The sequence below is a fragment of the Bradyrhizobium sp. WSM471 genome, assembly GCF_000244915.1.
Taxonomy (GTDB): domain Bacteria; phylum Pseudomonadota; class Alphaproteobacteria; order Rhizobiales; family Xanthobacteraceae; genus Bradyrhizobium.
This window is the reverse complement of record NZ_CM001442.1, coordinates 428,665-450,215: the sequence shown is the minus strand read 5'-3', so window position 1 is coordinate 450,215 and position 21,551 is coordinate 428,665. Positions and strand designations below refer to the sequence as shown.

At 64.6% G+C, this 21,551-nt stretch carries 18 protein-coding genes; 6 read left to right on the top strand and 12 right to left on the bottom strand.

Annotation, left to right across the window (positions count from 1 at the left end):
* Window positions 1-32: 32 nt before the first annotated feature.
* The 3 genes from BRA471DRAFT_RS02140 (at window position 33) to BRA471DRAFT_RS02130 (ending at window position 2,508) form a co-directional block, all read left to right on the top strand.
* Complete coding sequence (locus BRA471DRAFT_RS02140; protein WP_007604354.1) at window positions 33-1,265, top strand: divergent polysaccharide deacetylase family protein; 1,233 nt, start codon at window positions 33-35, stop codon at window positions 1,263-1,265.
* A gap of 75 nt (window positions 1,266-1,340) precedes the next feature.
* Window positions 1,341-1,844, top strand: coding sequence for an RNA pyrophosphohydrolase (locus BRA471DRAFT_RS02135; RefSeq protein WP_007604352.1), 504 nt, complete (start codon window positions 1,341-1,343; stop codon window positions 1,842-1,844).
* A gap of 163 nt (window positions 1,845-2,007) precedes the next feature.
* Entirely contained in the window at window positions 2,008-2,508 is a 501-nt protein-coding gene (locus BRA471DRAFT_RS02130) for an RNA pyrophosphohydrolase (protein WP_007604351.1), read from the top strand.
* Window positions 2,509-2,684: 176 nt separating this feature from the next.
* On the opposite strand, the gene BRA471DRAFT_RS02125 is transcribed toward BRA471DRAFT_RS02130, so the two are convergent.
* The 5 genes from BRA471DRAFT_RS02125 to BRA471DRAFT_RS02105 all read right to left on the bottom strand — a co-directional run bounded on the left by BRA471DRAFT_RS02125 (window position 2,685) and on the right by BRA471DRAFT_RS02105 (window position 7,791).
* Window positions 2,685-3,092, bottom strand: a complete 408-nt coding sequence (locus BRA471DRAFT_RS02125; RefSeq protein ID WP_007604349.1) for a F0F1 ATP synthase subunit epsilon — start codon at window positions 3,090-3,092, stop codon at window positions 2,685-2,687.
* A gap of 86 nt (window positions 3,093-3,178) precedes the next feature.
* Window positions 3,179-4,621, bottom strand: coding sequence for a F0F1 ATP synthase subunit beta (atpD, locus tag BRA471DRAFT_RS02120; protein ID WP_007604346.1), 1,443 nt, complete (start codon window positions 4,619-4,621; stop codon window positions 3,179-3,181).
* A gap of 52 nt (window positions 4,622-4,673) precedes the next feature.
* Window positions 4,674-5,549, bottom strand: a complete 876-nt coding sequence (locus tag BRA471DRAFT_RS02115; protein WP_007604344.1) for a F0F1 ATP synthase subunit gamma — start codon at window positions 5,547-5,549, stop codon at window positions 4,674-4,676.
* A 152-nt stretch (window positions 5,550-5,701) separates the two neighbouring features.
* Window positions 5,702-7,231, bottom strand: a complete 1,530-nt coding sequence (gene atpA / locus BRA471DRAFT_RS02110) for a F0F1 ATP synthase subunit alpha (protein WP_007604342.1) — start codon at window positions 7,229-7,231, stop codon at window positions 5,702-5,704.
* On the bottom strand, window positions 7,231-7,791 hold the full coding sequence (locus BRA471DRAFT_RS02105; RefSeq protein ID WP_007604340.1) for a F0F1 ATP synthase subunit delta: 561 nt from the start codon (window positions 7,789-7,791) through the stop codon (window positions 7,231-7,233). The genes atpA and BRA471DRAFT_RS02105 overlap by 1 nt, the downstream gene beginning before the upstream one ends.
* A gap of 648 nt (window positions 7,792-8,439) precedes the next feature.
* Between BRA471DRAFT_RS02105 and BRA471DRAFT_RS02100 the strand changes: the two genes are divergently transcribed.
* On the top strand, window positions 8,440-8,949 hold the full coding sequence (locus BRA471DRAFT_RS02100; protein ID WP_007604338.1) for a septal ring lytic transglycosylase RlpA family protein: 510 nt from the start codon (window positions 8,440-8,442) through the stop codon (window positions 8,947-8,949).
* Window positions 8,950-9,110: 161 nt separating this feature from the next.
* On the opposite strand, the gene BRA471DRAFT_RS02095 is transcribed toward BRA471DRAFT_RS02100, so the two are convergent.
* Window positions 9,111-11,321: a primosomal protein N' gene (locus BRA471DRAFT_RS02095; protein WP_007604336.1), complete on the bottom strand. Its 2,211-nt coding sequence runs from the start codon at window positions 11,319-11,321 to the stop codon at window positions 9,111-9,113.
* A gap of 111 nt (window positions 11,322-11,432) precedes the next feature.
* Between BRA471DRAFT_RS02095 and BRA471DRAFT_RS02090 the strand changes: the two genes are divergently transcribed.
* Entirely contained in the window at window positions 11,433-12,398 is a 966-nt protein-coding gene (locus BRA471DRAFT_RS02090) for a tyrosine recombinase XerC (protein ID WP_007604334.1), read from the top strand.
* Window positions 12,399-12,497: 99 nt separating this feature from the next.
* Window positions 12,498-13,088, top strand: a complete 591-nt coding sequence (locus BRA471DRAFT_RS02085; protein ID WP_007604332.1) for a DUF4337 domain-containing protein — start codon at window positions 12,498-12,500, stop codon at window positions 13,086-13,088.
* 213 nt (window positions 13,089-13,301) lie between these two features.
* Here BRA471DRAFT_RS02085 and BRA471DRAFT_RS02080 read toward each other — a convergent pair whose 3' ends face one another.
* The 6 genes from BRA471DRAFT_RS02080 to sucD all read right to left on the bottom strand — a co-directional run bounded on the left by BRA471DRAFT_RS02080 (window position 13,302) and on the right by sucD (window position 21,534).
* Window positions 13,302-13,832, bottom strand: a complete 531-nt coding sequence (locus BRA471DRAFT_RS02080) for a hypothetical protein (RefSeq protein ID WP_007604330.1) — start codon at window positions 13,830-13,832, stop codon at window positions 13,302-13,304.
* A 33-nt stretch (window positions 13,833-13,865) separates the two neighbouring features.
* Complete coding sequence (gene lpdA / locus BRA471DRAFT_RS02075) at window positions 13,866-15,263, bottom strand: dihydrolipoyl dehydrogenase (protein WP_007604329.1); 1,398 nt, start codon at window positions 15,261-15,263, stop codon at window positions 13,866-13,868.
* 56 nt (window positions 15,264-15,319) lie between these two features.
* Complete coding sequence (locus tag BRA471DRAFT_RS02070) at window positions 15,320-16,081, bottom strand: SDR family oxidoreductase (protein WP_088930892.1); 762 nt, start codon at window positions 16,079-16,081, stop codon at window positions 15,320-15,322.
* A 52-nt stretch (window positions 16,082-16,133) separates the two neighbouring features.
* A complete protein-coding gene (gene odhB / locus BRA471DRAFT_RS02065; protein WP_007604327.1) occupies window positions 16,134-17,378 on the bottom strand; it encodes a 2-oxoglutarate dehydrogenase complex dihydrolipoyllysine-residue succinyltransferase in 1,245 nt (414 codons plus the stop codon).
* Window positions 17,379-17,542: 164 nt separating this feature from the next.
* Entirely contained in the window at window positions 17,543-20,512 is a 2,970-nt protein-coding gene (locus tag BRA471DRAFT_RS02060; RefSeq protein ID WP_007604326.1) for a 2-oxoglutarate dehydrogenase E1 component, read from the bottom strand.
* A gap of 137 nt (window positions 20,513-20,649) precedes the next feature.
* Complete coding sequence (gene sucD / locus BRA471DRAFT_RS02055) at window positions 20,650-21,534, bottom strand: succinate--CoA ligase subunit alpha (RefSeq protein WP_007604325.1); 885 nt, start codon at window positions 21,532-21,534, stop codon at window positions 20,650-20,652.
* Between the last annotated feature and the right edge of the window lie 17 nt (window positions 21,535-21,551).

The following is a 21,551-nucleotide window of genomic DNA, read 5'->3' as shown; positions in this document are numbered from 1 at the left end:
GTATCGTCATCTCGAGTGATTCGGGATCGCGCATGACTGAAACGGCCGATGATCTGAGCGCCCCGCTCGGACGGGACAAGCCGCGCCGGAAGCGCCGGCTGCGGCTGCCGTTCACCGTCATGCAGCTGCTCGCGGTCCTGCTTGGCCTGTTCCTGGTCACATTTGCCGGCTTCGCCATCTTCAACAAGGATCCGCTCGGCGGCGAGCCGATGACGCGGCTCGCGATCCGCGAGCCCAGTGCCGCAGACAAGGCCGGCGTCGACAAGCCGGCCGCTTCCGGCCACGGCCAGGACAGCAAACAGGAAAGCAAGCAAGAGACCAGGGAGGCGCCGAAGCAGGCGGGCGAGCAGAAGACCGTCACCATGATCGACGGGTCCACCGGCACCCGCCACGACGTGGTGATCGGCGGCGATGCCGCCGGCAAGAGCGAGGCGGCGTCGGCTTCCGCACCGCCGCCCGTGATGGCCGGGATCGACTCAAAACTCCTCGAGAAATCGCGCTATGGCATGATCCCCGCGATGTCCGGGGATCTGAAGCCGTTCAACGTCTATGCGGCGGATGCCGACCGCGCCAAGGCCGCCAAGATGCCGGTGGTCGCGATCCTGATCGGCGGCCTCGGCGTCGGCGCCGCCAAGACCACCGATGCCATCATGCGGCTACCGCCGGCGGTGACGCTGGCCTTCACGCCCTATGGGTCCGATCCAGGAAAACTCGCCGAGCGCGCCCGCGCCCAGCGCCACGAGATCTTCCTCCAGATCCCGATGGAGCCCTATGACTTCCCCGACAACGATCCGGGACCGCAGACGCTGCTGACCTCGCTGAGTGCCGACCAGAACATGGACCGCCTGTACTGGCATCTGAGCCGGATGCAGGGCTATGCCGGCCTCACCAATTTCATGGGCGCCCGCTTCATCGCAACGGAGCCGGCGATGCAGCCGATCATCCGCGAGGCGGCCAAGCGCGGCCTCGGCTTCTTCGACGACGGCTCATCGCCCCGCAGCATCGCACCCCAGGCCGCCGGCAGCCTGGCGATGCCGTTCGGCAAGGGCGATATCGCGATCGACGCGGTGCCGACCCCGGCCGAGATCGACCGCGCCCTGACCAAGCTCGAAGCGGCGGCGCGCGAACGCGGCGTGGCCGTGGGCACCGCCTCCGCCCTCCCGGTCTCGATCGAGCGCATCGGCGCCTGGACCAAGACATTGGGCGACCGAGGTATCCTTTTGGTGCCATTGACAACCGCGATGCTGAAATCAAAATCCAGCTAAATCAACGGATTGGTACGGCACAGGCCCGCCGGGCCTGCTTCAGCCTTACCGACAGCATGCGAGAGGTCTGGCGGAATGGCGCGTTACGAAGATCTGCCCTACCGGACCTGCGTCGGCGTGATGTTGCTCAACAAGGACGGACTGGTGTTCATCGGCCGGCGTGCCGGCGGTATCGAGCATGTCGACGACACCCATGTCTGGCAGATGCCGCAGGGCGGCGTCGATCCCGGCGAGGACAATTGGGAGGCCGCCAAGCGCGAGCTCTATGAGGAGACCAGCGTGCGCTCGGTCGAGCGGCTCGGCGAGGTTCCGGACTGGCTCACTTACGACATTCCGCGCACGGTCGCCGGGCGCGCCTGGAAGGGCCGCTACCGCGGCCAGCGCCAGAAATGGTTCGCGGTCCGCTTCACCGGCAAGGACAGCGAGATCAATGTCGAAAAGCCCGGCGGTGGCCACAAGGCCGAGTTCGTGAGCTGGCGCTGGGAGCCGATGAAGAATCTGACCGGGCTGATCATTCCGTTCAAGCGCCCGGTCTACGAGCGCGTGGTGAAGGAATTTTCCGCGCTGGCGCAGGATTAGTTCAAGTCGCCTTTCCAGGTTGATGCTAGAGCCAGTTCCGTTCCGATGGAATCGGAACGGGGCTCTAGTTTTAGTTTGACGCGTTTTCTTGACGCGAACCGGTATCCACTTCGCTCGAAAACGCTCTAATGCACAGCCTGAAATGACGACGAGAGATCCACGCGTGAGCACCGAAAAACCCTACCGTCCCAATGTCGGAATCGCGCTGTTCAATGCGGATGGCCGCGTGCTGATCGGGCATCGCTTCAAGGGCGACGGACCCGAGATCATCTTGCCGGGCCTGGACTGGCAGATGCCGCAGGGCGGCGTCGACGAGGGCGAGGATTTGCGCGATGCCGCGCTGCGCGAGCTCTGGGAAGAGACCAGCGTCAAGAGCGCAACCTATCTCGGCGAGACCGACTGGCTGACTTACGAGTTCCCACCTTACGACGGACCGCAGACGCATCGGCTGGCGAAATTCCGCGGACAGCGCCAAAAATGGTTCGCGCTGCGCTTCACCGGCAAGGATGACGAGATCGATCCGCTGACGCCGCGCAACGGACAGCCCGCCGAGTTCGACGCCTGGCGCTGGGAGCGGCTCGACCGTGTCGCCGATGTCGTGGTGCCGTTCCGCCGCCACGTCTACAGCGCGGTGGCGCAGCAATTTGCGCCGTTCGCAAACTAAGAACGCAGAGACCTTTCACCGCTTACCGCACAACCAGCCGCGGGCTCGCTCGGCCTCTCCCGTTTGCGGGAGAGGCCGGCGCGGAGCAACAAAGTTTCAGCGCCCGCCACTTCCGTGACGAGCGCTGAATTTATTCAGGAATTTGCAGCCTGAGCCCCGGCGCGGTGCACCGGGGCTTAGTGCATAGCCGTGGTGTTGAGCTCGTGCTGGATGCTCTTGAAGTGGTCGAGCCGGGCGATGGCTTGATCGAACTCGTCGCCCTCATGCTCCTTCAATCCCTCTTCCATCTCCGAGACGGTCGCGGCGAACTGGGCGCGGTCGAGCTCGGCCAGCGAGGTCGCGACGTCGGCGAGCACGGTGAGGCCCTTGTCGGACACTTCGGCGATACCGCCGAGCACGATGATCTTCTCGTGCTTGCCGCCGGTGGTCACGGTGAGAATGCCGGGCCGGATCGCGGCCACGACCGGCGCATGTCCCGCCAGCACGCCGAAGTCACCCTCGACGCCGGGGATATCGACCTGGTCGACCTCGCCCGAGAAGGCGAGCTTTTCCGGCGAGACGAGATCGAAGTGGAAGGTGGCCATTGGAAACCTGCGAATAGTGAGTAGTGAATTGCGAATGGAGTGGGAGCAGCGCGACTATTCGCTACTCCCTGCTCGTCCTTCGCAGCTTAGGCCGCCTCGGCCGCCAGCTTCTTGCCCTTCTCGATCGCCTCTTCGATGGTGCCGACCATGTAGAAGGCGGCTTCCGGCAGGTGGTCATACTTGCCTTCGCAGAGGCCGCGGAAGCCCTTGATGGTGTCCGCGAGGTCGACGAACTTGCCGGGCGAGCCGGTGAAGATTTCGGCGACGTGGAACGGCTGCGACAGGAAGCGCTCGATCTTGCGGGCGCGGGCCACCGTCAGCTTGTCCTCTTCCGAAAGCTCGTCCATGCCGAGAATGGCGATGATGTCCTGCAGCGACTTGTAGCGCTGCAGCACCTGCTGGACCTGACGCGCGGTGTCGTAGTGCTCCTGGCCGACGACGAGCGGCGAGAGCATGCGCGAGGTCGAGTCGAGCGGGTCCACCGCCGGATAGATGCCCTTTTCCGAGATCGCGCGGTTCAGCACCGTGGTGGCGTCCAAATGCGCGAACGAGGTCGCGGGCGCCGGGTCGGTCAAGTCGTCGGCCGGAACGTAAATGGCCTGCACCGAGGTGATCGAACCCTTTTGCGTGGTGGTGATGCGCTCCTGCAGCGCGCCCATGTCGGTGGCGAGCGTCGGCTGGTAACCCACGGCGCTCGGAATACGACCGAGCAGCGCCGACACTTCAGAACCGGCCTGGGTGAAGCGGAAGATGTTGTCGACGAAGAACAGCACGTCCTGGCCCTGGTCACGGAAGTGCTCGGCGACGGTCAGGCCGGTGAGGCCGACGCGGGCACGGGCGCCGGGCGGCTCGTTCATCTGGCCGAACACCAGCGCGCACTTCGACTTGACGCTCGGATCCGGATTGTGCGGATCCGCGTTGACCTTGGACTCGATGAACTCGTGATAGAGGTCGTTGCCTTCGCGGGTACGCTCGCCGACGCCGGCGAACACGGAATAACCACCGTGCGCCTTCGCGACGTTGTTGATCAGCTCCTGAATCAGCACGGTCTTGCCGACGCCGGCGCCGCCAAACAGGCCGATCTTGCCGCCCTTGGCGTAGGGCGCGAGCAAGTCGACGACCTTGATGCCGGTGACGAGAATTTCAGCTTCGGTCGACTGGTCGGTGTAGCTCGGCGCTTCCTGATGGATGGCGCGCTTGCCTTCGGACTGGATCGGGCCGGCTTCGTCGATCGGCTCGCCGATCACGTTCATGATGCGCCCGAGCGTGCCCGCACCCACCGGCACCGAGATCGGCTGACCGGTGTCGGTCACTTCCTGGCCGCGGACCAGACCTTCGGTCACGTCCATCGCGATCGTGCGCACCGTGGACTCACCGAGATGCTGCGCAACTTCCAGCACGAGGCGGATGTTGCCGTTCTTGGTTTCCAACGAATTCAGAATGGCCGGCAGATGGCCTTCGAACTGAACGTCGACGACGGCGCCCATGACCTGGGTGACACGACCGACCTGGGTAGCTGCTGTAGCCATGAAGCTCTCCTTCGAAATTCTTTACTTGAACGACCGTCGTTTGGTTCGTGCGTCAGACCGCCTCGGCGCCGGAGATGATCTCGATCAGCTCCTTGGTGATCTGGGCTTGACGGGTTCGGTTGTAGATCTGGGTTTGCTTGCGGATCATTTCGCCGGCGTTGCGGGTGGCGTTGTCCATCGAGCTCATCTGGGCGCCGTAGAACGAGGCGTTGTTTTCCAGCAGCGCGCGGAAGATCTGCACCGCGATATTCCGCGGCAACAGGCCGGAGAGGAGTTCGTCTTCCTCCGGCTCGTAGTCGTAGGACGTCGACGGCGCGTTCGCCGCCTTTTCTTCCACGGTCAGCGGAATGATCTGCTGCGCGGTCGGAACCTGGGCAATCACGGACTTGAACTGGGCGTAGAACAGCGTGCAGACGTCGAATTCGCCGTTGTCGAAGCGGGCCAGAACCTTCTTTGCGATGTCCTCGGCGTTGAGGAAGCCGAGCTGACGAACGCCGCGCAGGTCGAGATGCTCGACGATCTGCTTGTCGTAGAGGCGGCGGAGCTGCTCGTAGCCTTTGCGGCCGACGCAGAAGAATTTGACTTCCTTGCCCTGCGCCATCAGCGCCTGGGCGCGCTCGCGCGCGAGGCGCACGATCGAGGAGTTGAACGCGCCGGACAGGCCGCGCTCGCCGGTGCAGACCAGCAGCAGGTGAACCTGATCCTTGCCGGTGCCGCCCAGCAGCACCGGTGCGCCGGGCGAACCGGCGGCAGCGCTGGCGATGTTGGAGATCACCGCGCTCATCTTGTCGGCATAGGGCCGCGCCGCCTCGGCCGCTTGCTGGGCGCGGCGCAACCGGGACGCCGCAACCATCTGCATGGCCTTGGTGATCTTCTGCGTCGCCTTGGTGGAGGCGATGCGGACGCGCATGTCTTTAAGTGACGCCATTCTTCGTTCACCCCGGCGGTTCGACCCCTTGGATCAAGCCGCTAGCCTATCCCAGTCGTCATGCCCGGGCGTGTCCCGGGCATCCACGTCTTCGTTCCATGCAGTGAGGCACGGAAGGCCGGGACAAGAAGCCCGGCCTTGCGACCGTTCTCTTATGCGAAGCTCTTGGCGAAACCTTCGACCACCGACTTCAGCTTGGCGGCGGTGTCGTCGGAGAGATCGCGGCTGTCGCGGATCGCGTTGAGGATCTCGACATTCTTGCCACGCAGCAGCGACAACAGACCGTCCTCGAACGCGCGCACCTTGTTGACCGGAAGCGGATCGAGATAGCCGTTGGTGCCGGCCCAGATCACGCAGACCTGCTCTTCCATCTTCAGCGGCGCGAACTGCGGCTGCTTCAGGAGCTCGGTGAGACGCGAGCCGCGATTGAGCAGGCGCTGGGTCGAGGCGTCGAGGTCGGAGCCGAACTGCGCGAACGCCGCCATTTCGCGGTACTGCGCGAGCTCGCCCTTGATCTTGCCGGCGACCTTCTTGGTGGCCTTGGTCTGCGCCGAGGAGCCGACGCGCGACACCGACAGACCGACGTTCACCGCGGGGCGGATGCCCTGGAAGAACAGGTCGGTTTCGAGGAAGATCTGGCCGTCGGTGATCGAGATGACGTTGGTCGGAATGTAGGCCGACACGTCGTTGGCCTGGGTTTCGATGACCGGCAGCGCCGTCAGCGAGCCCGAGCCCTGATCCTTGTTCAGCTTCGCCGCGCGCTCGAGCAGGCGGGAATGCAGATAAAACACGTCGCCCGGATAGGCTTCGCGGCCCGGCGGACGGCGCAGCAGCAGCGACATCTGGCGGTAGGCGACGGCCTGCTTGGACAAATCGTCATAGATGATGACGGCGTGCATGCCGTTGTCGCGGAAGTACTCGCCCATGGTGCAGCCGGTGAACGGCGCGATGTACTGCATCGGCGCCGGATCGGACGCGGTGGCGGCGACGATGATCGAATATTCGAGCGCGCCCTGCTCTTCCAGCACCTTGACGAACTGGGCAACGGTCGAGCGCTTCTGGCCGATCGCGACGTAGACGCAATACAGCTTGATGTTCTCGTCCGGCTGCGCGTTGAGCGGCTTCTGGTTGAGGATGGTGTCGAGCGCGATCGCGGTCTTGCCGGTCTGACGGTCGCCGATGATCAGCTCGCGCTGGCCGCGGCCGATCGGGATCAGGGCGTCGATCGCCTTGAGGCCGGTCGCCATCGGCTCGTTCACGGACTTGCGCGGAATGATGCCGGGCGCCTTGACGTCAACGCGCATGCGCTTGTCGGCCTGGATCGGGCCCTTGCCGTCGATGGGATTGCCGAGCGCGTCGACGACGCGGCCGAGCAGGCCCTTGCCGACCGGCGCGTCCACGATGGCGCGGGTGCGCTTGACGGTCTGGCCTTCCTTGATCTCGCGGTCGGCGCCGAAAATAACGATACCGACGTTGTCGGTTTCGAGGTTCAGCGCCATGCCGCGGGTGCCGTTCTCGAACTCGACCATTTCACCGGCCTGGACGTTATCCAGACCGTAGACGCGGGCGATACCGTCGCCGACGGACAGCACCTGTCCGACTTCGGAGACTTCAGCTTCCTGGCCGAAATTCTTGATCTGGTCCTTGAGGATCGCGGAAATTTCCGCGGCGCGGATGTCCATCAGCCTGCCTCTTTCATCGCGTGCTTGATCGAATTGAGTTTGGTGCGAAGCGAGCTATCGATCATCCGGCTGCCAAGCTTGACCACGAGGCCACCGATGATCGAGGGATCGACCTTCACGTTGAGCGCGACGTCCTTGCCGGTCACCGACTTCAGGGCAACCTTGAGGGCGTCGAGATTCTTGTCCGAGAGCGCCTCCGCCACGGTGACGTCGGCCGTGGCCTCGCCCTTGAACCTGGCGACCAGGGCGCGATAGGCGCGGATGACGTCAGCCACCGCGAACAGGCGGCGGTTGGCGGTCAGCACTTTCAGGAAATTGGCGGAGATGCCGGCGATGCCCGCTTTGTCCAAAACAGCCGAGAGGGCTCTGGACTGGGCGTCGGCCGCGAACACAGGGCTGCGGACGAGGCGCTTCAGATCGGCGCTTTCGTTCAGCATGCCCTCGAATTTTTCGAGATCGGCCTTGACCTCGTCGACCACTTTCTGGTCGCGGGCCAGTTCAAACAAGGCCGTTGCATAACGGCCCGACACACCGGAAACGGACGTATCTTCTGCAGCCACAGACGTGCTCTTTTTGCTGTCAAACTCGCAAGGGAAAAACCGTCGCCACGAAGCGGCGCCTAGCGATCCAAGCCCTTGGAATTCAAGCGGGACTTCGATTTTCGACCCCGCACGGAAGTGCCGGGCTCGTTAAAATCGCGGCTTTGCTAACATAGCAGGCGCGCACGTGCAACATGACGCCAAATTAAAGGCATGACGTTCTGTCGCCAGTTCGTCGCAGTCCACGCCGACGCCACGACGACCTGCCATGCCGCGGAATTGCCACAGCGCTTAACCTCGGGCCTCGAGCCGACGCCGGGCCATTGGTTCCTGCCCTCAGCGCATAGCGGCCATGAACACGGATCGCTGAGGCGTGATTCCGGGCGGGCGGACTTCACTCGCCGAATACTTTCCCAAACCTAAATGCGGGAAGCGATGACTTCGTTTTACAGTATTTACAAGTAATATGTAGGTTAATAGATCGTTAAATTCCAATATTACGGAATGTCGGCTGAATATCTCTGCCGGTAACAAGATATTACACGGCGACACAGAACGGATTTACTGCCCAATTCACGCCTCATTAGGAATCGAAACGCGGTCCCGCTCGCAAACTTACGGGGGCTCCACTTGCCACATATGTGGCAATACTAGCTTAGGGACCAATATATGCTTTGTTTGAAGACGCTGGGCTCTGTGACCCGGCCGCGTACGGCGATCGCCTTTGTTGCCGCAACTCTTCTCATCGGTGGAACTGCCACCGAAGCTTCCGCCAAATCCCGCCATCACCACCGGTATTCCCACCATCATCACCGCCACCACGCCCAGAACGATGCCAACACGACCTCCGATTGGCGTAACGCCAATGCGTCGATGACGCCGTCGCAGGGGACCGGACGTTCCTTCTCCGGCATGGCTTCCTTTTACGGGAACGAGTCCGGCAGCAGGACTGCCTCGGGCCAGCGCTTCAACCAGAACGCCATGACCGCGGCGCACCGTTCACTGCCGTTCGGCACCAAGCTGCGCGTTACCCATGGCGGCTCGAGCGTCATCGTCACGATCAATGACCGTGGCCCGTTCGTTCGCGGCCGTGTCCTCGACCTCTCCACGGGCGCTGCCCGGGCCATCGGCCTCACCGGCGCCGGCGTCGGGCGCGTCACCGCGGAAGTCGTCTCCTAAGGGGCGCGACGCCTGAAAGAAGCCCGCCGTCTTGGGGGACGGCGGGCTTCGTCATTCCGGGGCGCGCGTAGCGCGAGCCCGGAATCCATCGAACAGCAGGGTCGGTGGATGAATGGATTCCGGGTTCGCGACTTGGTCGCGCCCCGGAATGACAGTGGGGCCTACAAGAAGCTCTGTGGATCGACGTCGACCTCGAGCTTTTGATTGCCCTTCGGCTTCGGGCAGACGGCAAGCCAGTTGCGCAGATAATCCGACAGGTCGAACCCGCGCGCCGATTTCACCAGGATGCGGAATCGGTAGCGGCCCTTGATGACCGCGAGCGGGGCTTCCGCCGGGCCCAGCACCACCACGTGCTCGTCGCGCGGCGCGAGCGCGACAAGGTGGCGGCCAAAGCCTTCGGCGCTCGGCCGGTCGCCGGCGGAAATGATCAGGCTCGCGAGCCGCCCGAACGGCGGATAGAGCGTGCGTTCGCGCAAATCGATCTCGCTGTCGTAGAACGCTTCGCGGTCGCAGGCGATCAGTGCCCTCATCACGGGATGATCGGGCTGATGGGTCTGGAGATAGCCGACGCCGCGGCCCTGCTCGCGCCCGGCGCGGCCGATCACCTGGTTGAGCAATTGCCAGGTGCGCTCCGAGGCGCGCGGATCGCCATTGGACAGTCCGAGATCCGCATCGACCACGCCGACCAGATTGAGCCGCGGAAAATTGTGGCCCTTGGCCACGAGCTGGGTGCCGATGATGACGTCGACGCGGCCCTCCGCGATGTCATTCAGCTCGGAGCGCATCGTCTCGATCGAGGTGATGAGATCGCTCGACAGCACCATGGTGCGCGCCTGCGGGAACAGCGCCGCCGCTTCCTCCTGCAAGCGCTCGACGCCGGGCCCGACCGCGACCAGCGATTCCTCCGCCGCGCAATGCGGACAGGTTTGCGGGCGCGGCATCGAGAAGCCGCAATGGTGACAGACGAGGCGCTGACGGAAGCGGTGATCGACCAGCCAGGCATCGCAAATGGTGCAGGCGAAGCGATGACCGCAGGCGCGGCACAGCGTCAACGGCGCATAGCCGCGGCGATTGAGGAACAATAGCGCCTGCTCGCGCCGCTCGATCGCGGTCCTGATCTCGGAGGCCAGCCGCGGCGAGATGAAGCGGCCGCGCGCCGGCGGCTCGCGGCGCATGTCGATGGCCTCGATATGCGGCATGTGCTGGCCGCCGAAACGCGACGGCAGCGCGATGCGCTGATAGCGGTTCTTGCGTGCATTGACCTCGGATTCGACCGAGGGCGTCGCCGACGCCAGAACGATCGGGACCTTTGCGATATGGGCGCGCACCACCGCCATGTCGCGGGCGTGATAATGCACGCCCTCGTCCTGCTTGTAGGCCTGGTCGTGCTCTTCATCGACGACGATGAGGCCGAGATTGGCGTAGGGCAGAAACAGCGCCGAGCGCGCGCCGACCACGACCGGCGCGCTGCCCTCGGAGATCGCCGCCCAGTTGCGCGCGCGGGTGCGCGGCGTCAGCTCGGAATGCCATTCCAGAGGGCGCACGCCAAAACGCTGCGCGAAGCGATCGAGGAACTGGCCGGTGAGCGCGATCTCCGGCATCAGGATCAGCGACTGCTTTCCGCGGCGGATCGCCTCGGCCACCGCTTCGAAGTAAACCTCGGTCTTGCCCGAGCCGGTGACACCGTCGAGCAGCGCGACGTGAAAGCTGCCGTTAGCCGCGAGCGCGCGCATCGCATCGACCCCGGCGCGCTGGAGCGGCGAAAAATCCGGCCGGCTGAAATCCGGATCGGGTGCGGGCGGCGGCGGAGGCGGCGGCATCGGCTCGACCGTGAGCGTACCTTCGTCGACGAGGCCGTCGATCACACCGGCCGTAACGCCGGCCTCCTTGGCCGCCTCGGACTTGCCGTGCAGCAGCCGGTCCGACAGCACCTCGATCAGGCGCTGCCGCGCCGGCGTCAGACGTTTTGGCGGATCGCCGACCAGGCGCACGCCGGCGCGCACCCGCTCGGGGCCGAGGTTCTCACCCATGCGCAGGCACATGCGAAGCACCATGCCGCGCGGGCTCAGCGTGTAATTGGCGACCCAGTCCACGACCGCACGCAGCTCGGGCTTCAACGGCGGGATGTCGAGCTTTTCGCTGACCTCCTTGAGGCGGTTGTGCAGGCGCGGATCCGGATTGGCGTTTTCGGCCCAGACCACGGCGAGCACCTCGCGCGGGCCGAGCGGCACGCCAATAATATCGCCCGCCTTCAGCTCCATCCCACGCGGCACCTTGTAGGAATAGGTCTGGTCGAGCGCGACCGGCACCAGCACGTCGACCATGCGGGTCGCGTTGGCGGAGACGACGTTGCTGCGCGACGTGTGATCCATGGAGGGGGAATCGGAACCCGGGGCCTCAAGGCTAGCGCCCTGAGGCGGCCTTAGCGAACGATAAACGAGTGTGATGCGATATACTGAGTGGAATCACCACGTCCAGAGCGCATGAGCAAAGCGGCCGCCCCACAGATCGAGCTCGCCAGCGCCGATCCTGACATCGCGCAGGAGATGACGCGCTGGCTGTCGCATCTCGGTGCGGAGCGGCGGCTGTCGCCGAAGACGCTGGAAGCCTATGCCCGCGATTTGCGGCAGTGCCTGAATTTCCTCTGCGGCCATTGGGGGGAGCGGGTGACGCTGAAGCGTTTCGCCGCGCTGGAGGCCACCGATATCAGGGCCTTCATGGCGATGCGCCGCGCCGACGATATTGCCGGGCGCTCGCTGATGCGCGCACTCGCGGGCCTGCGCTCGTTCGGCCGCTTCCTGGAGCGCGAAGGCAAGGGCAAGGTCGGGGCGCTCTCGGCAATCCGTGCGCCGAAAGTCGCCAAGAGCCTGCCAAAGCCGCTGCCGATGGCTTCGGCCAAACGTCTTGCGGACGCCGACGAGCGCGCCGGCGAGGACCGCGAGAGCTGGATTCTGGCGCGCGATGCCGCGGTGATGGCTCTCCTCTACGGCTCGGGCCTGCGCATCTCCGAAGCGCTGGGGCTGACGCGCCGCGAGGTGCCGCGTCCCGGCGAAGGCGACGTGCTGATCGTGACGGGCAAAGGCAACAAGACCCGCATGGTGCCGGTGCTCCAGAACGTGCTCGCACTGGTGCATGAATACGTTTCGATGTGCCCGTATCCGCTGCCGGCGGAGGGGCCGATCTTCGTCGGCGCGCGCGGCGGGCCCTTGAGCCCGCGCATCATCCAGCTCGCGATGGAGCGGCTGCGCGGCGCGCTCGGCCTGCCCGACAGCGCCACGCCGCACGCGCTCCGGCATTCCTTCGCCACGCATCTGTTGTCACGCGGCGGCGATTTGCGCGCGATCCAGGAATTGCTCGGCCATGCCTCGCTCTCGACCACGCAGATCTATACCGGCATCGATGCCGAGCGGCTGCTGGAAGTCTATGCCAGCGCGCATCCGCGGCGCTGATGCTGACATGAAGCTGTCATAGCAAGCCTCTCGGCGCGCATGCCTCTTGCGCGGCGCCCGCGGTTCGGTCAATCGTGGGGAACCGGGCAGGAGGGATTTATGAGCGCACATGAAAGCATGGAGCACGCCGAGCACGCCGAACACGCGTCCGGCTCGAACAAGAAGATCGCGCTCCTGATCGCCGTTCTGGCGCTTTTCCTGGCGATCTCGGAGACGCTCGGCAAGGGCGCCCAGACCGAATCGATCAGCAAGAACGTCGAGGCTTCCAACCTCTGGGCGTTCTTCCAAGCCAAGAGTATCCGCCGCACCATGGTGCAGAGCATGGCGGACCAGGGCAAGCTCATCCTCGGCGCAGCGAGCGACGAGGCCAACAAGGTGGCCGTGCAGAAGCAGATCGAGGACTGGCAGAAGACCGCGCAGCGCTACCGCTCCGAGCCCGAGACCGGCGAAGGCACCGAGCAGCTGGCCGAAAAGGCCAAGCACGCCGAGCATGAGCGCGACGAGGCGACTGCGAAATATCATCACTTCGAGCTGGCGTCCGCCGCCTTCCAGATCGGCATCGTTCTCGCCTCAGCCACCATCATCACCGGCATGATCGCACTCGCCTATGTCGCCGGCCTGCTGACGATCGCTGGGCTCATCATGACCGGGCTTGGTCTGTGGTTGCCGCATCTGCTGCATTTGCATTGAGACTCGTAGCCCGCATGAGCGCAGCGACATGTGGGGAGCCACAATAACGAATCCCGGATATCGCTTTGCTCATCCGGGCTACTCGACTGCATTGAGGGGACGAGGCGAGATTTGTAGCCCGCATGGAGCGCAGCGGAATGCGGGGCCGCGGGCAACAGTCCCGGATTGCGCTGCGCTCCATCCGGGCTACGGGACCTGAACAAGTGGCGACGATCAACGCGCTTCGTGCACGCTTTTGCGAAAACGCTGGATCAGGCGGAGCGTGCGGGAGGACCAGCCTTCGCCGTTGCCGGCGATCAGCTCGCGGATGCGCCGTTTGATCGGATCGACCAGCTCGGCGGCCTTGGCACGCAGCTTCAGCACCAGATCATAAAGCCGCTCGAACCAGTGCATCTCCATCAGCTTGTCGCGCGTCACGTCGAAGACGAAGGCGGTGACGCCGACGCCGAGCAGCTTTGCGAACACGATGGTGAAGACCGCGCTGGTCCAATATTCGTGCGTGAGCAGCCACAGGCCGACCAGCTTGAGCGGAAACAGCGGGATGATGGGCACGGCGAACACGATCAGCGTCATCGCCGGCGACAGCGCATCGACGCGGTCCGACAGCCATTGCTTGAACCGGGCGAGCGGGACAATGGCGACAACCCGCGCGACGATCGGTTCGAGATGATCCCACAGCCAGGCTTCGATCAGGAAGATGATCGCAAGCAGGACCCAGACCGGTTGAAGCAGGCGGCGTAGCATGTGTTTCCCGCCCGATTCGGCGCTGGGCGCGACCTACATATGGATGGCCCGCTTGCCGACTGCAAGCGCGGCTTCCTTGACGGCCTCCGAGCGGGTCGGGTGCGCGTGGCAGGTGCGCGCGAGGTCCTCCGCGCTGCCGCCAAACTCCATGAGAACACAGGCTTCATGGATCATTTCGCCGGCTTCGCGGCCGATAATGTGCACGCCGAGCACACGATCGGTCTTCGCATCTGCGAGAATCTTCACAAAGCCGTCGGTGGTCTGATTGACCTTGGAGCGGCCGTTGGCGGTAAAGGGAAACTTCCCGACGGTATAAGCCACGCCCGCCTGCTTCAGCTCCTCCTCGGTCTTGCCGACGGAGGATACTTCCGGTGTGGTATACACGACGCCTGGGATAACATCGTAGTTCACGTGGCCGGCCTGGCCTGCGATGATCTCGGCGACCGCGACGCCTTCATCCTCGGCCTTGTGCGCGAGCATCGGGCCCGCGACGACGTCGCCGATGGCATAGACGCCCTTCACGCTGGTGGCGAAGTGCGGATCGATTTGCACGCGGCCGCGATTGTCGAGCGCAACGCCGGCTTCCTTCAGGCCCAGCCCATCCGTGTACGGCACACGACCGATACAGACGAGAACGACGTCGGCTTCCAGCGTCTCGGCAGCGCCGCCGGCGGCAGGCTCGACCGTCGCCTTCAGTGTCTTGCCGGAGGTGTCCACGCCCGTGACCTTGGCACCGAGCTTGAAGGCAAAGCCCTGCTTCTCCAGGATGCGCTGGAATTGCTTGGCGATCTCGCCGTCCATGCCGGGCAGGATGCGGTCGAGGAATTCGACGACGACGACTTCAGCGCCGAGACGGTGCCAGACCGAGCCGAGCTCGAGCCCGATCACGCCGGCGCCGACGATCAAGAGCTTGCCGGGGACCTTGTCCAGCGACAGCGCACCGGTCGAGGACACGATCCGCGTCTCGTCGATCTCGATGCCCTTGAGCCGCGCGATGTCCGAGCCGGTCGCGATCACGATGCTCTTGGTCTCGACGACCTGCGACTTGCCGTCGGCGGAGACTTCGACCTTGCCGGTGCCGAGTATCTTGCCGGCGCCCTTGAGCACGTCGATCTTGTTCTTCTTCATCAGGAACTCGACGCCCTTGACGTTACCGTCGATGCCCTGCTGCTTGAAATTCATCATCGCAGGCAGATCGAGCTTCGGCGCGGAGACGCTGACGCCCATCTTGGCGAAGGAATGCCCGGCTTCCTCGAACATTTCGGAGGCGTGCAGCAGCGCCTTGGACGGCATGCAGCCGACATTGAGGCAGGTGCCGCCGAGCGTTGCGTTCTTCTCCACCACGGCGACTTTCATGCCGAGCTGCGCTGCACGCACCGCGCAGACATAACCGCCCGGTCCGGTGCCGATGACGACGAGATCGTATGCCATGAGAGAAAGTCCCGTAAGTTTAGCGTTGAGGGATGTGCCAGCGTCCGCGCGGCGCGTCAGCGTCCGCCGGACACATCGAGAATGGCTGAAGTGACGTAGGAGGCATCGTCCGACATCAGCCAGACAATGGCATTGGCGACTTCATCGGCAGTCCCGACGCGCTTCATCGGCACCATATGGGCCAGACGATGGGCGCGGTCGGGTTCGCCGCCGGCAGCGTGGATTTCGGTATCGATCAGGCCGGGGCGGATGCCCGCGACGCGAATGCCCTCGCCGGCAACCTCATAGCCGAGGCCGATGGTGAAGGAATCGATCGCGCCCTTGGACGCGGCATAGTCGACATAGGTGTTGGGCGCGCCGAGCTTGGCAGCAACGGACGACAGATTGACGATGACGCCGCCCTGACCGCCGTGCCTGGTCGACATCCGCTTCACCGCTTCGCGCGCGCAGAGGATGGAGCCGGTGACGTTGACCGCCATCACGCGCTGGATGCGCTCGGCCGACATCTCGTCGACGCGCACGCCACTGGTCCCGACAATGCCACCATTATTGACGAGCGCGCCGAGCGTGCCGAACGCGTCCGCGGCCTTGAACAGCGCCAGGATCTCGCTTTCCTCGGCGACGTCGCATTTCACGGCGATGGCCTTGCCGTTGCTGGCTGCGATCTCCGCGACCACCTCGTCGGCGGCCGTCTTGTTGCTGGCATAGCCGACGACGATTCGGAAGCCGCGCTTGGCTGCCGCAATCGCGGTCGCCCGGCCGATGCCGCGGCTGCCGCCGGTGATGACAACGACTTTATCCGTCACGCGCGCCTCCATGGTTCGACACGCGCCGTCGCGAAAGGCGACGGCGCTCGCAGAGCATCAGCGATCAGAGATCGAGCACCAGGCGCGCCGGATCTTCCAGGCTCTCCTTGACGCGAACAAGGAAGGTCACGGCCTCCTTGCCGTCGATGACGCGGTGATCGTAGGACAGCGCCAGATACATCATCGGGCGGACCTCGATCTTGCCGCCGACGACCATCGGCCGCTCCTGGATCTTGTGCATGCCGAGGATGCCGGACTGCGGTGCGTTCAGGATCGGGGTCGACATCAGCGAGCCGTAGATACCGCCATTGGTGATGGTGAAGGTGCCGCCCTGCATCTCGTCGATCTTGAGCTGGCCGTCGCGGGCGCGGCGGCCGAAATCGGCGATGCCCTTTTCGATGTCGGCGATCGACTTGTTGTCGCAATCGCGCACCACGGGCACGACGAGACCCTTGTCGGTGCCGACGGCGACGCCGATGTGATAGTAGTTCTTGTAGATCAGATCGGTGCCGTCGATCTCGGCGTTGACGGCCGGGATGTCCTTCAGCCCCTGCACGACGGCCTTGGTGAAGAAGCCCATGAAGCCGAGCTTGCTGCCGTGCTTCTTCTCGAACGCATCCTTGTAGTGGGCGCGCAGCGCCATGACGTTGGTCATGTCGACCTCGTTGAAGGTCGTGAGCATCGCGGCGGTGTTCTGCACGTCCTTGAGGCGGCGCGCGATGGTCTGGCGCAACCGGGTCATCTTCACGCGCTCTTCGCGGGCGGCGTCATCGGCCGGCGAGGGTGCGCGGACCTGGACCGCTGCGGCCGGCTGGTTGACCGGGGTCGGCGCCGAGGCCGCACGCTCGATCGCGGCGAGCATGTCGCCCTTGGTGACACGGCCGTCCTTGCCGGAGCCGGGAACGGTCGAGGCGTCGATGCCGGTCTCGGCCGAGAGCTTTCGCACGGACGGAGCGAGCGGCGAGTCGGCCGGCGGCGCCTTCGCCGCGGCGGGGGCGGCGGCTGGGGCCGCCGCGGCGGGAGCCGGCGCGGGCGCGGCAGCCGGCTTGGCGGGCGTCTTTGCGACGCCGGCCGTGCCCTCGGTGATCTGCCCGAGCAGCGCACCGACCGCAACGGTCGTGCCGTCTGCGGCGATGATCTCGCTTAGCGTGCCCGCGGACGGCGCTGGGACTTCGATGGTGACCTTGTCGGTCTCGAGCTCCACCAAGGGCTCGTCGACGGCGACGGCATCGCCGGCCTTCTTGAACCAGCGGCCGATGGTGGCCTCGGTGACGGATTCGCCGAGGGTCGGCACACGAATTTCAGTCATGGTCTTTTCCTTAAGGAGATCGCCAATGCGGTCATGAATTTCACAGGTGTCATGCCCCGCGAAGGCGGGGCATCCAGTACTCCGCGGCGTTCGTGGTCATCACGGCCGTCACGGCTTACTCGATCGCCCGCCTTCGCGGGCGATGACAGCATCCTAAAAAACTTTCAGCTCAATGCTTCGTCCAGGAACGCCTTCAACTGCGCCTGATGCTTCGACATCAGACCCGTGGCGGTCGCGGCGGAGGCGGCGCGGCCGACATAACGCGGACGCCGGCTCGCACCGTTCACCTGGTTCAGCACCCATTCCAGATAGGGCTCGATGAAGTGCCAGGCACCCATGTTGCGGGGCTCTTCCTGGCACCACACCACTTCGGCCTTCTTGAAGCGGGACAGCTCGGCCACCAGCGCCTTCAGCGGCACCGGATAGAGCTGCTCGACGCGCATCAGGTAGATGTCGTCCATGCCGCGCTTCTCGCGCTCCTCGTAGAGGTCGTAATAGACCTTGCCCGAGCAGAGCACGATGCGGCGGATCTTCTCGTCGGGAACGAGCTTGACCGCTTCGCCCGGCAGCATCTGGGCGTCGTCATAGAGGATGCGGTGGAAGGTCGTTCCCTTCGCGAGCTCCTCGAGACGCGACACCGCCCGCTTGTGACGCAGCAGCGACTTCGGCGTCATCACGATCAGCGGCTTGCGTATCTCGCGATGGAGCTGCCGGCGCAGCACGTGGAAGTAGTTCGCCGGCGTGGTCGGGTAGACCACCTGCATGTTGTCTTCCGCGCACATCTGGAGATAACGCTCCAGACGCGCCGAGGAGTGCTCCGGTCCCTGGCCTTCATAGCCGTGCGGCAGAAGGCAGACGAGGCCGGACATGCGCAGCCATTTGCGCTCACCCGAGGAGATGAACTGGTCGAACACGACCTGCGCGCCGTTGGCGAAGTCGCCGAACTGCGCTTCCCACAGGGTCAGCGTGTTCGGCTCTGCGAGCGAATAGCCGTATTCGAAGCCGAGCACGGCTTCTTCCGACAGCAGCGAGTTGATGACCTCGTAATGGCCCTGCTCGTGACCGAGATGGTTGAACGGCGTGTAGCGGCTCTCGTCTTCCTGGTCGATCAGGACCGAGTGGCGCTGCGAGAAGGTGCCGCGCTCCGAATCCTGTCCGGACAGGCGGACATGGTGGTTCTCGTTGAGCAGCGTGCAGAACGCCAGCGCCTCGCCGGTCGCCCAGTCAATGCCCGTGCCGCCATCGATCGCCTTGGCGCGGTTTTCGAGGAAGCGCTGGATGGTGCGGTGGACGCGGAAGCCATCGGGCACCTTGGTGATCTTGCGACCGATGTCCTTCAGGGCGGCGATGTCGACGCCGGTGACGCCACGCCGCGCATCTTCTTCCTGATCCGCGATCTTGAAGCCGGCCCATTTACCGTCGAGCCAGTCGGCCTTGTTGGGCTTGTAGCCGGAGCCGGCTTCGAGCTCGGCATCGAGCCGCGCGCGCCAATCGGCCTTGGCCTTCTCGACCTCGCCCTCGGTCAGCACGCCTTCGCTGATGAGGCGCCGGGCATAGAGCTCGAGCGTCGACGGATGGGCCGCGATCTTCTTGTACATCACCGGCTGGGTGAAAGCCGGCTCGTCGCCCTCGTTATGGCCATGCCTGCGGTAGCAGAACATGTCGATGACGACGGGCTTGTGGAATTTCTGCCGGAACTCGGTCGCGACCTTGGCCGCGAACACGACGGCTTCCGGATCGTCGCCGTTGACGTGGAAGATCGGCGCGTCGATCATCTTCGCCACGTCGGACGGGTAAGGCGACGAACGGGAATAACGCGGATAGGTGGTGAAGCCGATCTGGTTGTTGACGATGAAGTGCACGGAGCCGCCGGTGCGGTAGCCCTTCAGGTCCGACAGGCCGAAGCATTCCGCGACCACGCCCTGGCCGGCGAACGCGGCGTCGCCATGCATCAGCAGCGGCATCACCGAGATGCGCATATCCGGCGGATCGCCGTGCTGATCCTGCTTGGCGCGGACTTTTCCGAGCACCACGGGATCGACGATCTCGAGATGCGAGGGGTTGGCGGTCAGCGACAGATGGATGCGGTTGCCGTCGAACTCGCGATCCGAGGACGCGCCGAGGTGATATTTGACGTCACCCGAGCCTTCGACCGCATCAGGATTGGCCGAACCGCCCTTGAACTCGTGGAACAGCGCGCGATGCGGCTTGCCCATCACCTGGGTCAGCACGTTGAGCCGGCCGCGATGCGGCATGCCCAGCACGACCTCCTTCACGCCGAGATTGCCGCCGCGCTTGATGATCTGCTCAAGCGCGGGGATCAGTGACTCGGCGCCATCAAGGCCGAAGCGCTTGGTGCCGGTGAACTTGGTGTCGCAGAATTTCTCGAAGCCTTCGGCTTCAACCAGCTTCATCAGGATGGCGCGGCGGCCTTCACGGGTGAAGGAGATTTCCTTGTCCGGCCCCTCGATCCGCTCCTGGATCCACGCCTTCTGCGCCGCGTTGGTGATGTGCATGAACTCGACGCCGAGCGTCTGGCAGTAGGTACGCTCGCAGATCGCGGTGATTTCGCGCAAGCTGGCGTATTCGAGACCGAGCACATGGTCGAGGAAGATCTTGCGGTCGAAATCGGCTTCGCTGAAGCCGTAGGTCCGCGGATCGAGCTCTTCGCGATTGCGCTGTGCTTCGATGCCGAGCGGATCGAGCTTGGCGTGGAAGTGGCCGCGCATGCGGTAGGACCGGATCAGCATCAGCGCGCGGACCGAGTCGCGCGTGGCCTGGAGCAGGTCGGCGGAGGAAAGGCCGCCGCCCTTGTCGCCGCCCTTGGCCTGCGCCTTGGCCGCGATCTTGGCTCCGACCGTCTTCTCGACTTCCGCCCAATTGCCGTCGAGCGCGGAGGTCAGATCGTCCTGCGGGGTCAGCGGCCAGTTGGCGCGCTCCCAGGACGGGCCTTGGGCGTTCTTGCTGATGTCACCCGGCTGGTCGTTGAGGCTCTTGAAGAAGTCCTGCCACTCGGCATCCACCGAGGACGGGTCTTTCTCGTAGCGGGCGTAGATTTCGTCGATGTAGGTGGCGTTGGTGCCCTGCAAAAAGGAGGAGAGGGCAAAGGCTGCGTTCGCGTCTTGGCGAGACATACTTGAGTTCCTGGCGATTTCGGTTCGCGCATAACAAACGGCGCTGGCGCTGGGCTCCCCGGCAGAGGACCAGCGCGACAGGCACCATTTACCCTATTTGCAGCGAAACTTCGCCCGGAAAATTACGAAGGTATGAATCAGGCTTTCAATTTTTCGGCAAGCGTGTGCCCGAGCCGAGCGGGAGATGGCGACACTGTAATTCCAGCCGATTTCATCGCGTCGGTCTTCGAACCGGCGTCCCCCTTGCCGCCCGAAATGATCGCGCCGGCGTGGCCCATGCGGCGGCCGGGAGGGGCCGTGACACCGGCAATGAAACCGACCATCGGCTTCTTGCGGCCGCGCTTGGCCTCGTCCTTGAGGAACTGGGCAGCGTCCTCCTCGGCGGAACCGCCGATCTCGCCGATCATGATGATCGATTCGGTCTTGGGGTCGCCGAGCAGCATTTCCAGCACGTCGATGAACTCGGTTCCCTTGACCGGGTCGCCACCGATGCCGACTGCCGTGGTCTGGCCGAGGCCTTCCTGGGTGGTCTGGAACACGGCTTCGTAGGTCAGGGTGCCCGAGCGCGAGACGATGCCGACGCTGCCGGTCTTGAAGATGTTGGCCGGCATGATGCCGATCTTGCACTCGCCGGCAGTCATGACGCCCGGGCAGTTCGGCCCGATCAGGCGCGACTTGGAGCCGGCCAGCGAACGCTTCACGCGGACCATGTCGATGACCGGGATACCTTCGGTGATGCAGACGATCAGCGGGATCTCGGCATCGATGGCTTCGCAGATCGCATCGGCCGCGCCCGGCGGCGGCACGTAGATCACCGACGCATCGGCGCCGGTCTTCTCACGCGCCTCGCGCACGGTGTCGAACACCGGCAGACCCAGATGCGTCGCGCCGCCTTTGCCCGGCGAGGTGCCGCCGACCATCTTGGTGCCATAGGCAATCGCGGCCTCCGAGTGGAAGGTGCCGTTCTTGCCGGTAAAGCCCTGGCAGATGACCTTGGTGTTCTTGTCGATCAGGATGGACATGAGGTCTGCTTTCGCGA

Bases quoted from the DNA above. Each gene is read 5' to 3' on its own strand.
- BRA471DRAFT_RS02140 (WP_007604354.1), top strand. From the start codon at position 33: ATGACTGAAACGGCCGATGATCTGAGCGCCCCGCTCGGACGGGACAAG.
- BRA471DRAFT_RS02135 (WP_007604352.1), top strand. From the start codon at position 1,341: ATGGCGCGTTACGAAGATCTGCCCTACCGGACCTGCGTCGGCGTGATG.
- BRA471DRAFT_RS02125 (WP_007604349.1), bottom strand. From the start codon at position 3,092: ATGGCCACCTTCCACTTCGATCTCGTCTCGCCGGAAAAGCTCGCCTTC.
- atpD (WP_007604346.1), bottom strand. From the start codon at position 4,621: ATGGCTACAGCAGCTACCCAGGTCGGTCGTGTCACCCAGGTCATGGGC.
- BRA471DRAFT_RS02115 (WP_007604344.1), bottom strand. From the start codon at position 5,549: ATGGCGTCACTTAAAGACATGCGCGTCCGCATCGCCTCCACCAAGGCG.
- atpA (WP_007604342.1), bottom strand. From the start codon at position 7,231: ATGGACATCCGCGCCGCGGAAATTTCCGCGATCCTCAAGGACCAGATC.
- BRA471DRAFT_RS02100 (WP_007604338.1), top strand. From the start codon at position 8,440: ATGCTTTGTTTGAAGACGCTGGGCTCTGTGACCCGGCCGCGTACGGCG.
- BRA471DRAFT_RS02095 (WP_007604336.1), bottom strand. From the start codon at position 11,321: ATGGATCACACGTCGCGCAGCAACGTCGTCTCCGCCAACGCGACCCGC.
- BRA471DRAFT_RS02090 (WP_007604334.1), top strand. From the start codon at position 11,433: ATGAGCAAAGCGGCCGCCCCACAGATCGAGCTCGCCAGCGCCGATCCT.
- BRA471DRAFT_RS02085 (WP_007604332.1), top strand. From the start codon at position 12,498: ATGAGCGCACATGAAAGCATGGAGCACGCCGAGCACGCCGAACACGCG.
- BRA471DRAFT_RS02080 (WP_007604330.1), bottom strand. From the start codon at position 13,832: ATGCTACGCCGCCTGCTTCAACCGGTCTGGGTCCTGCTTGCGATCATC.
- lpdA (WP_007604329.1), bottom strand. From the start codon at position 15,263: ATGGCATACGATCTCGTCGTCATCGGCACCGGACCGGGCGGTTATGTC.
- BRA471DRAFT_RS02070 (WP_088930892.1), bottom strand. From the start codon at position 16,081: ATGGAGGCGCGCGTGACGGATAAAGTCGTTGTCATCACCGGCGGCAGC.
- odhB (WP_007604327.1), bottom strand. From the start codon at position 17,378: ATGACTGAAATTCGTGTGCCGACCCTCGGCGAATCCGTCACCGAGGCC.
- BRA471DRAFT_RS02060 (WP_007604326.1), bottom strand. From the start codon at position 20,512: ATGTCTCGCCAAGACGCGAACGCAGCCTTTGCCCTCTCCTCCTTTTTG.
- sucD (WP_007604325.1), bottom strand. From the start codon at position 21,534: ATGTCCATCCTGATCGACAAGAACACCAAGGTCATCTGCCAGGGCTTT.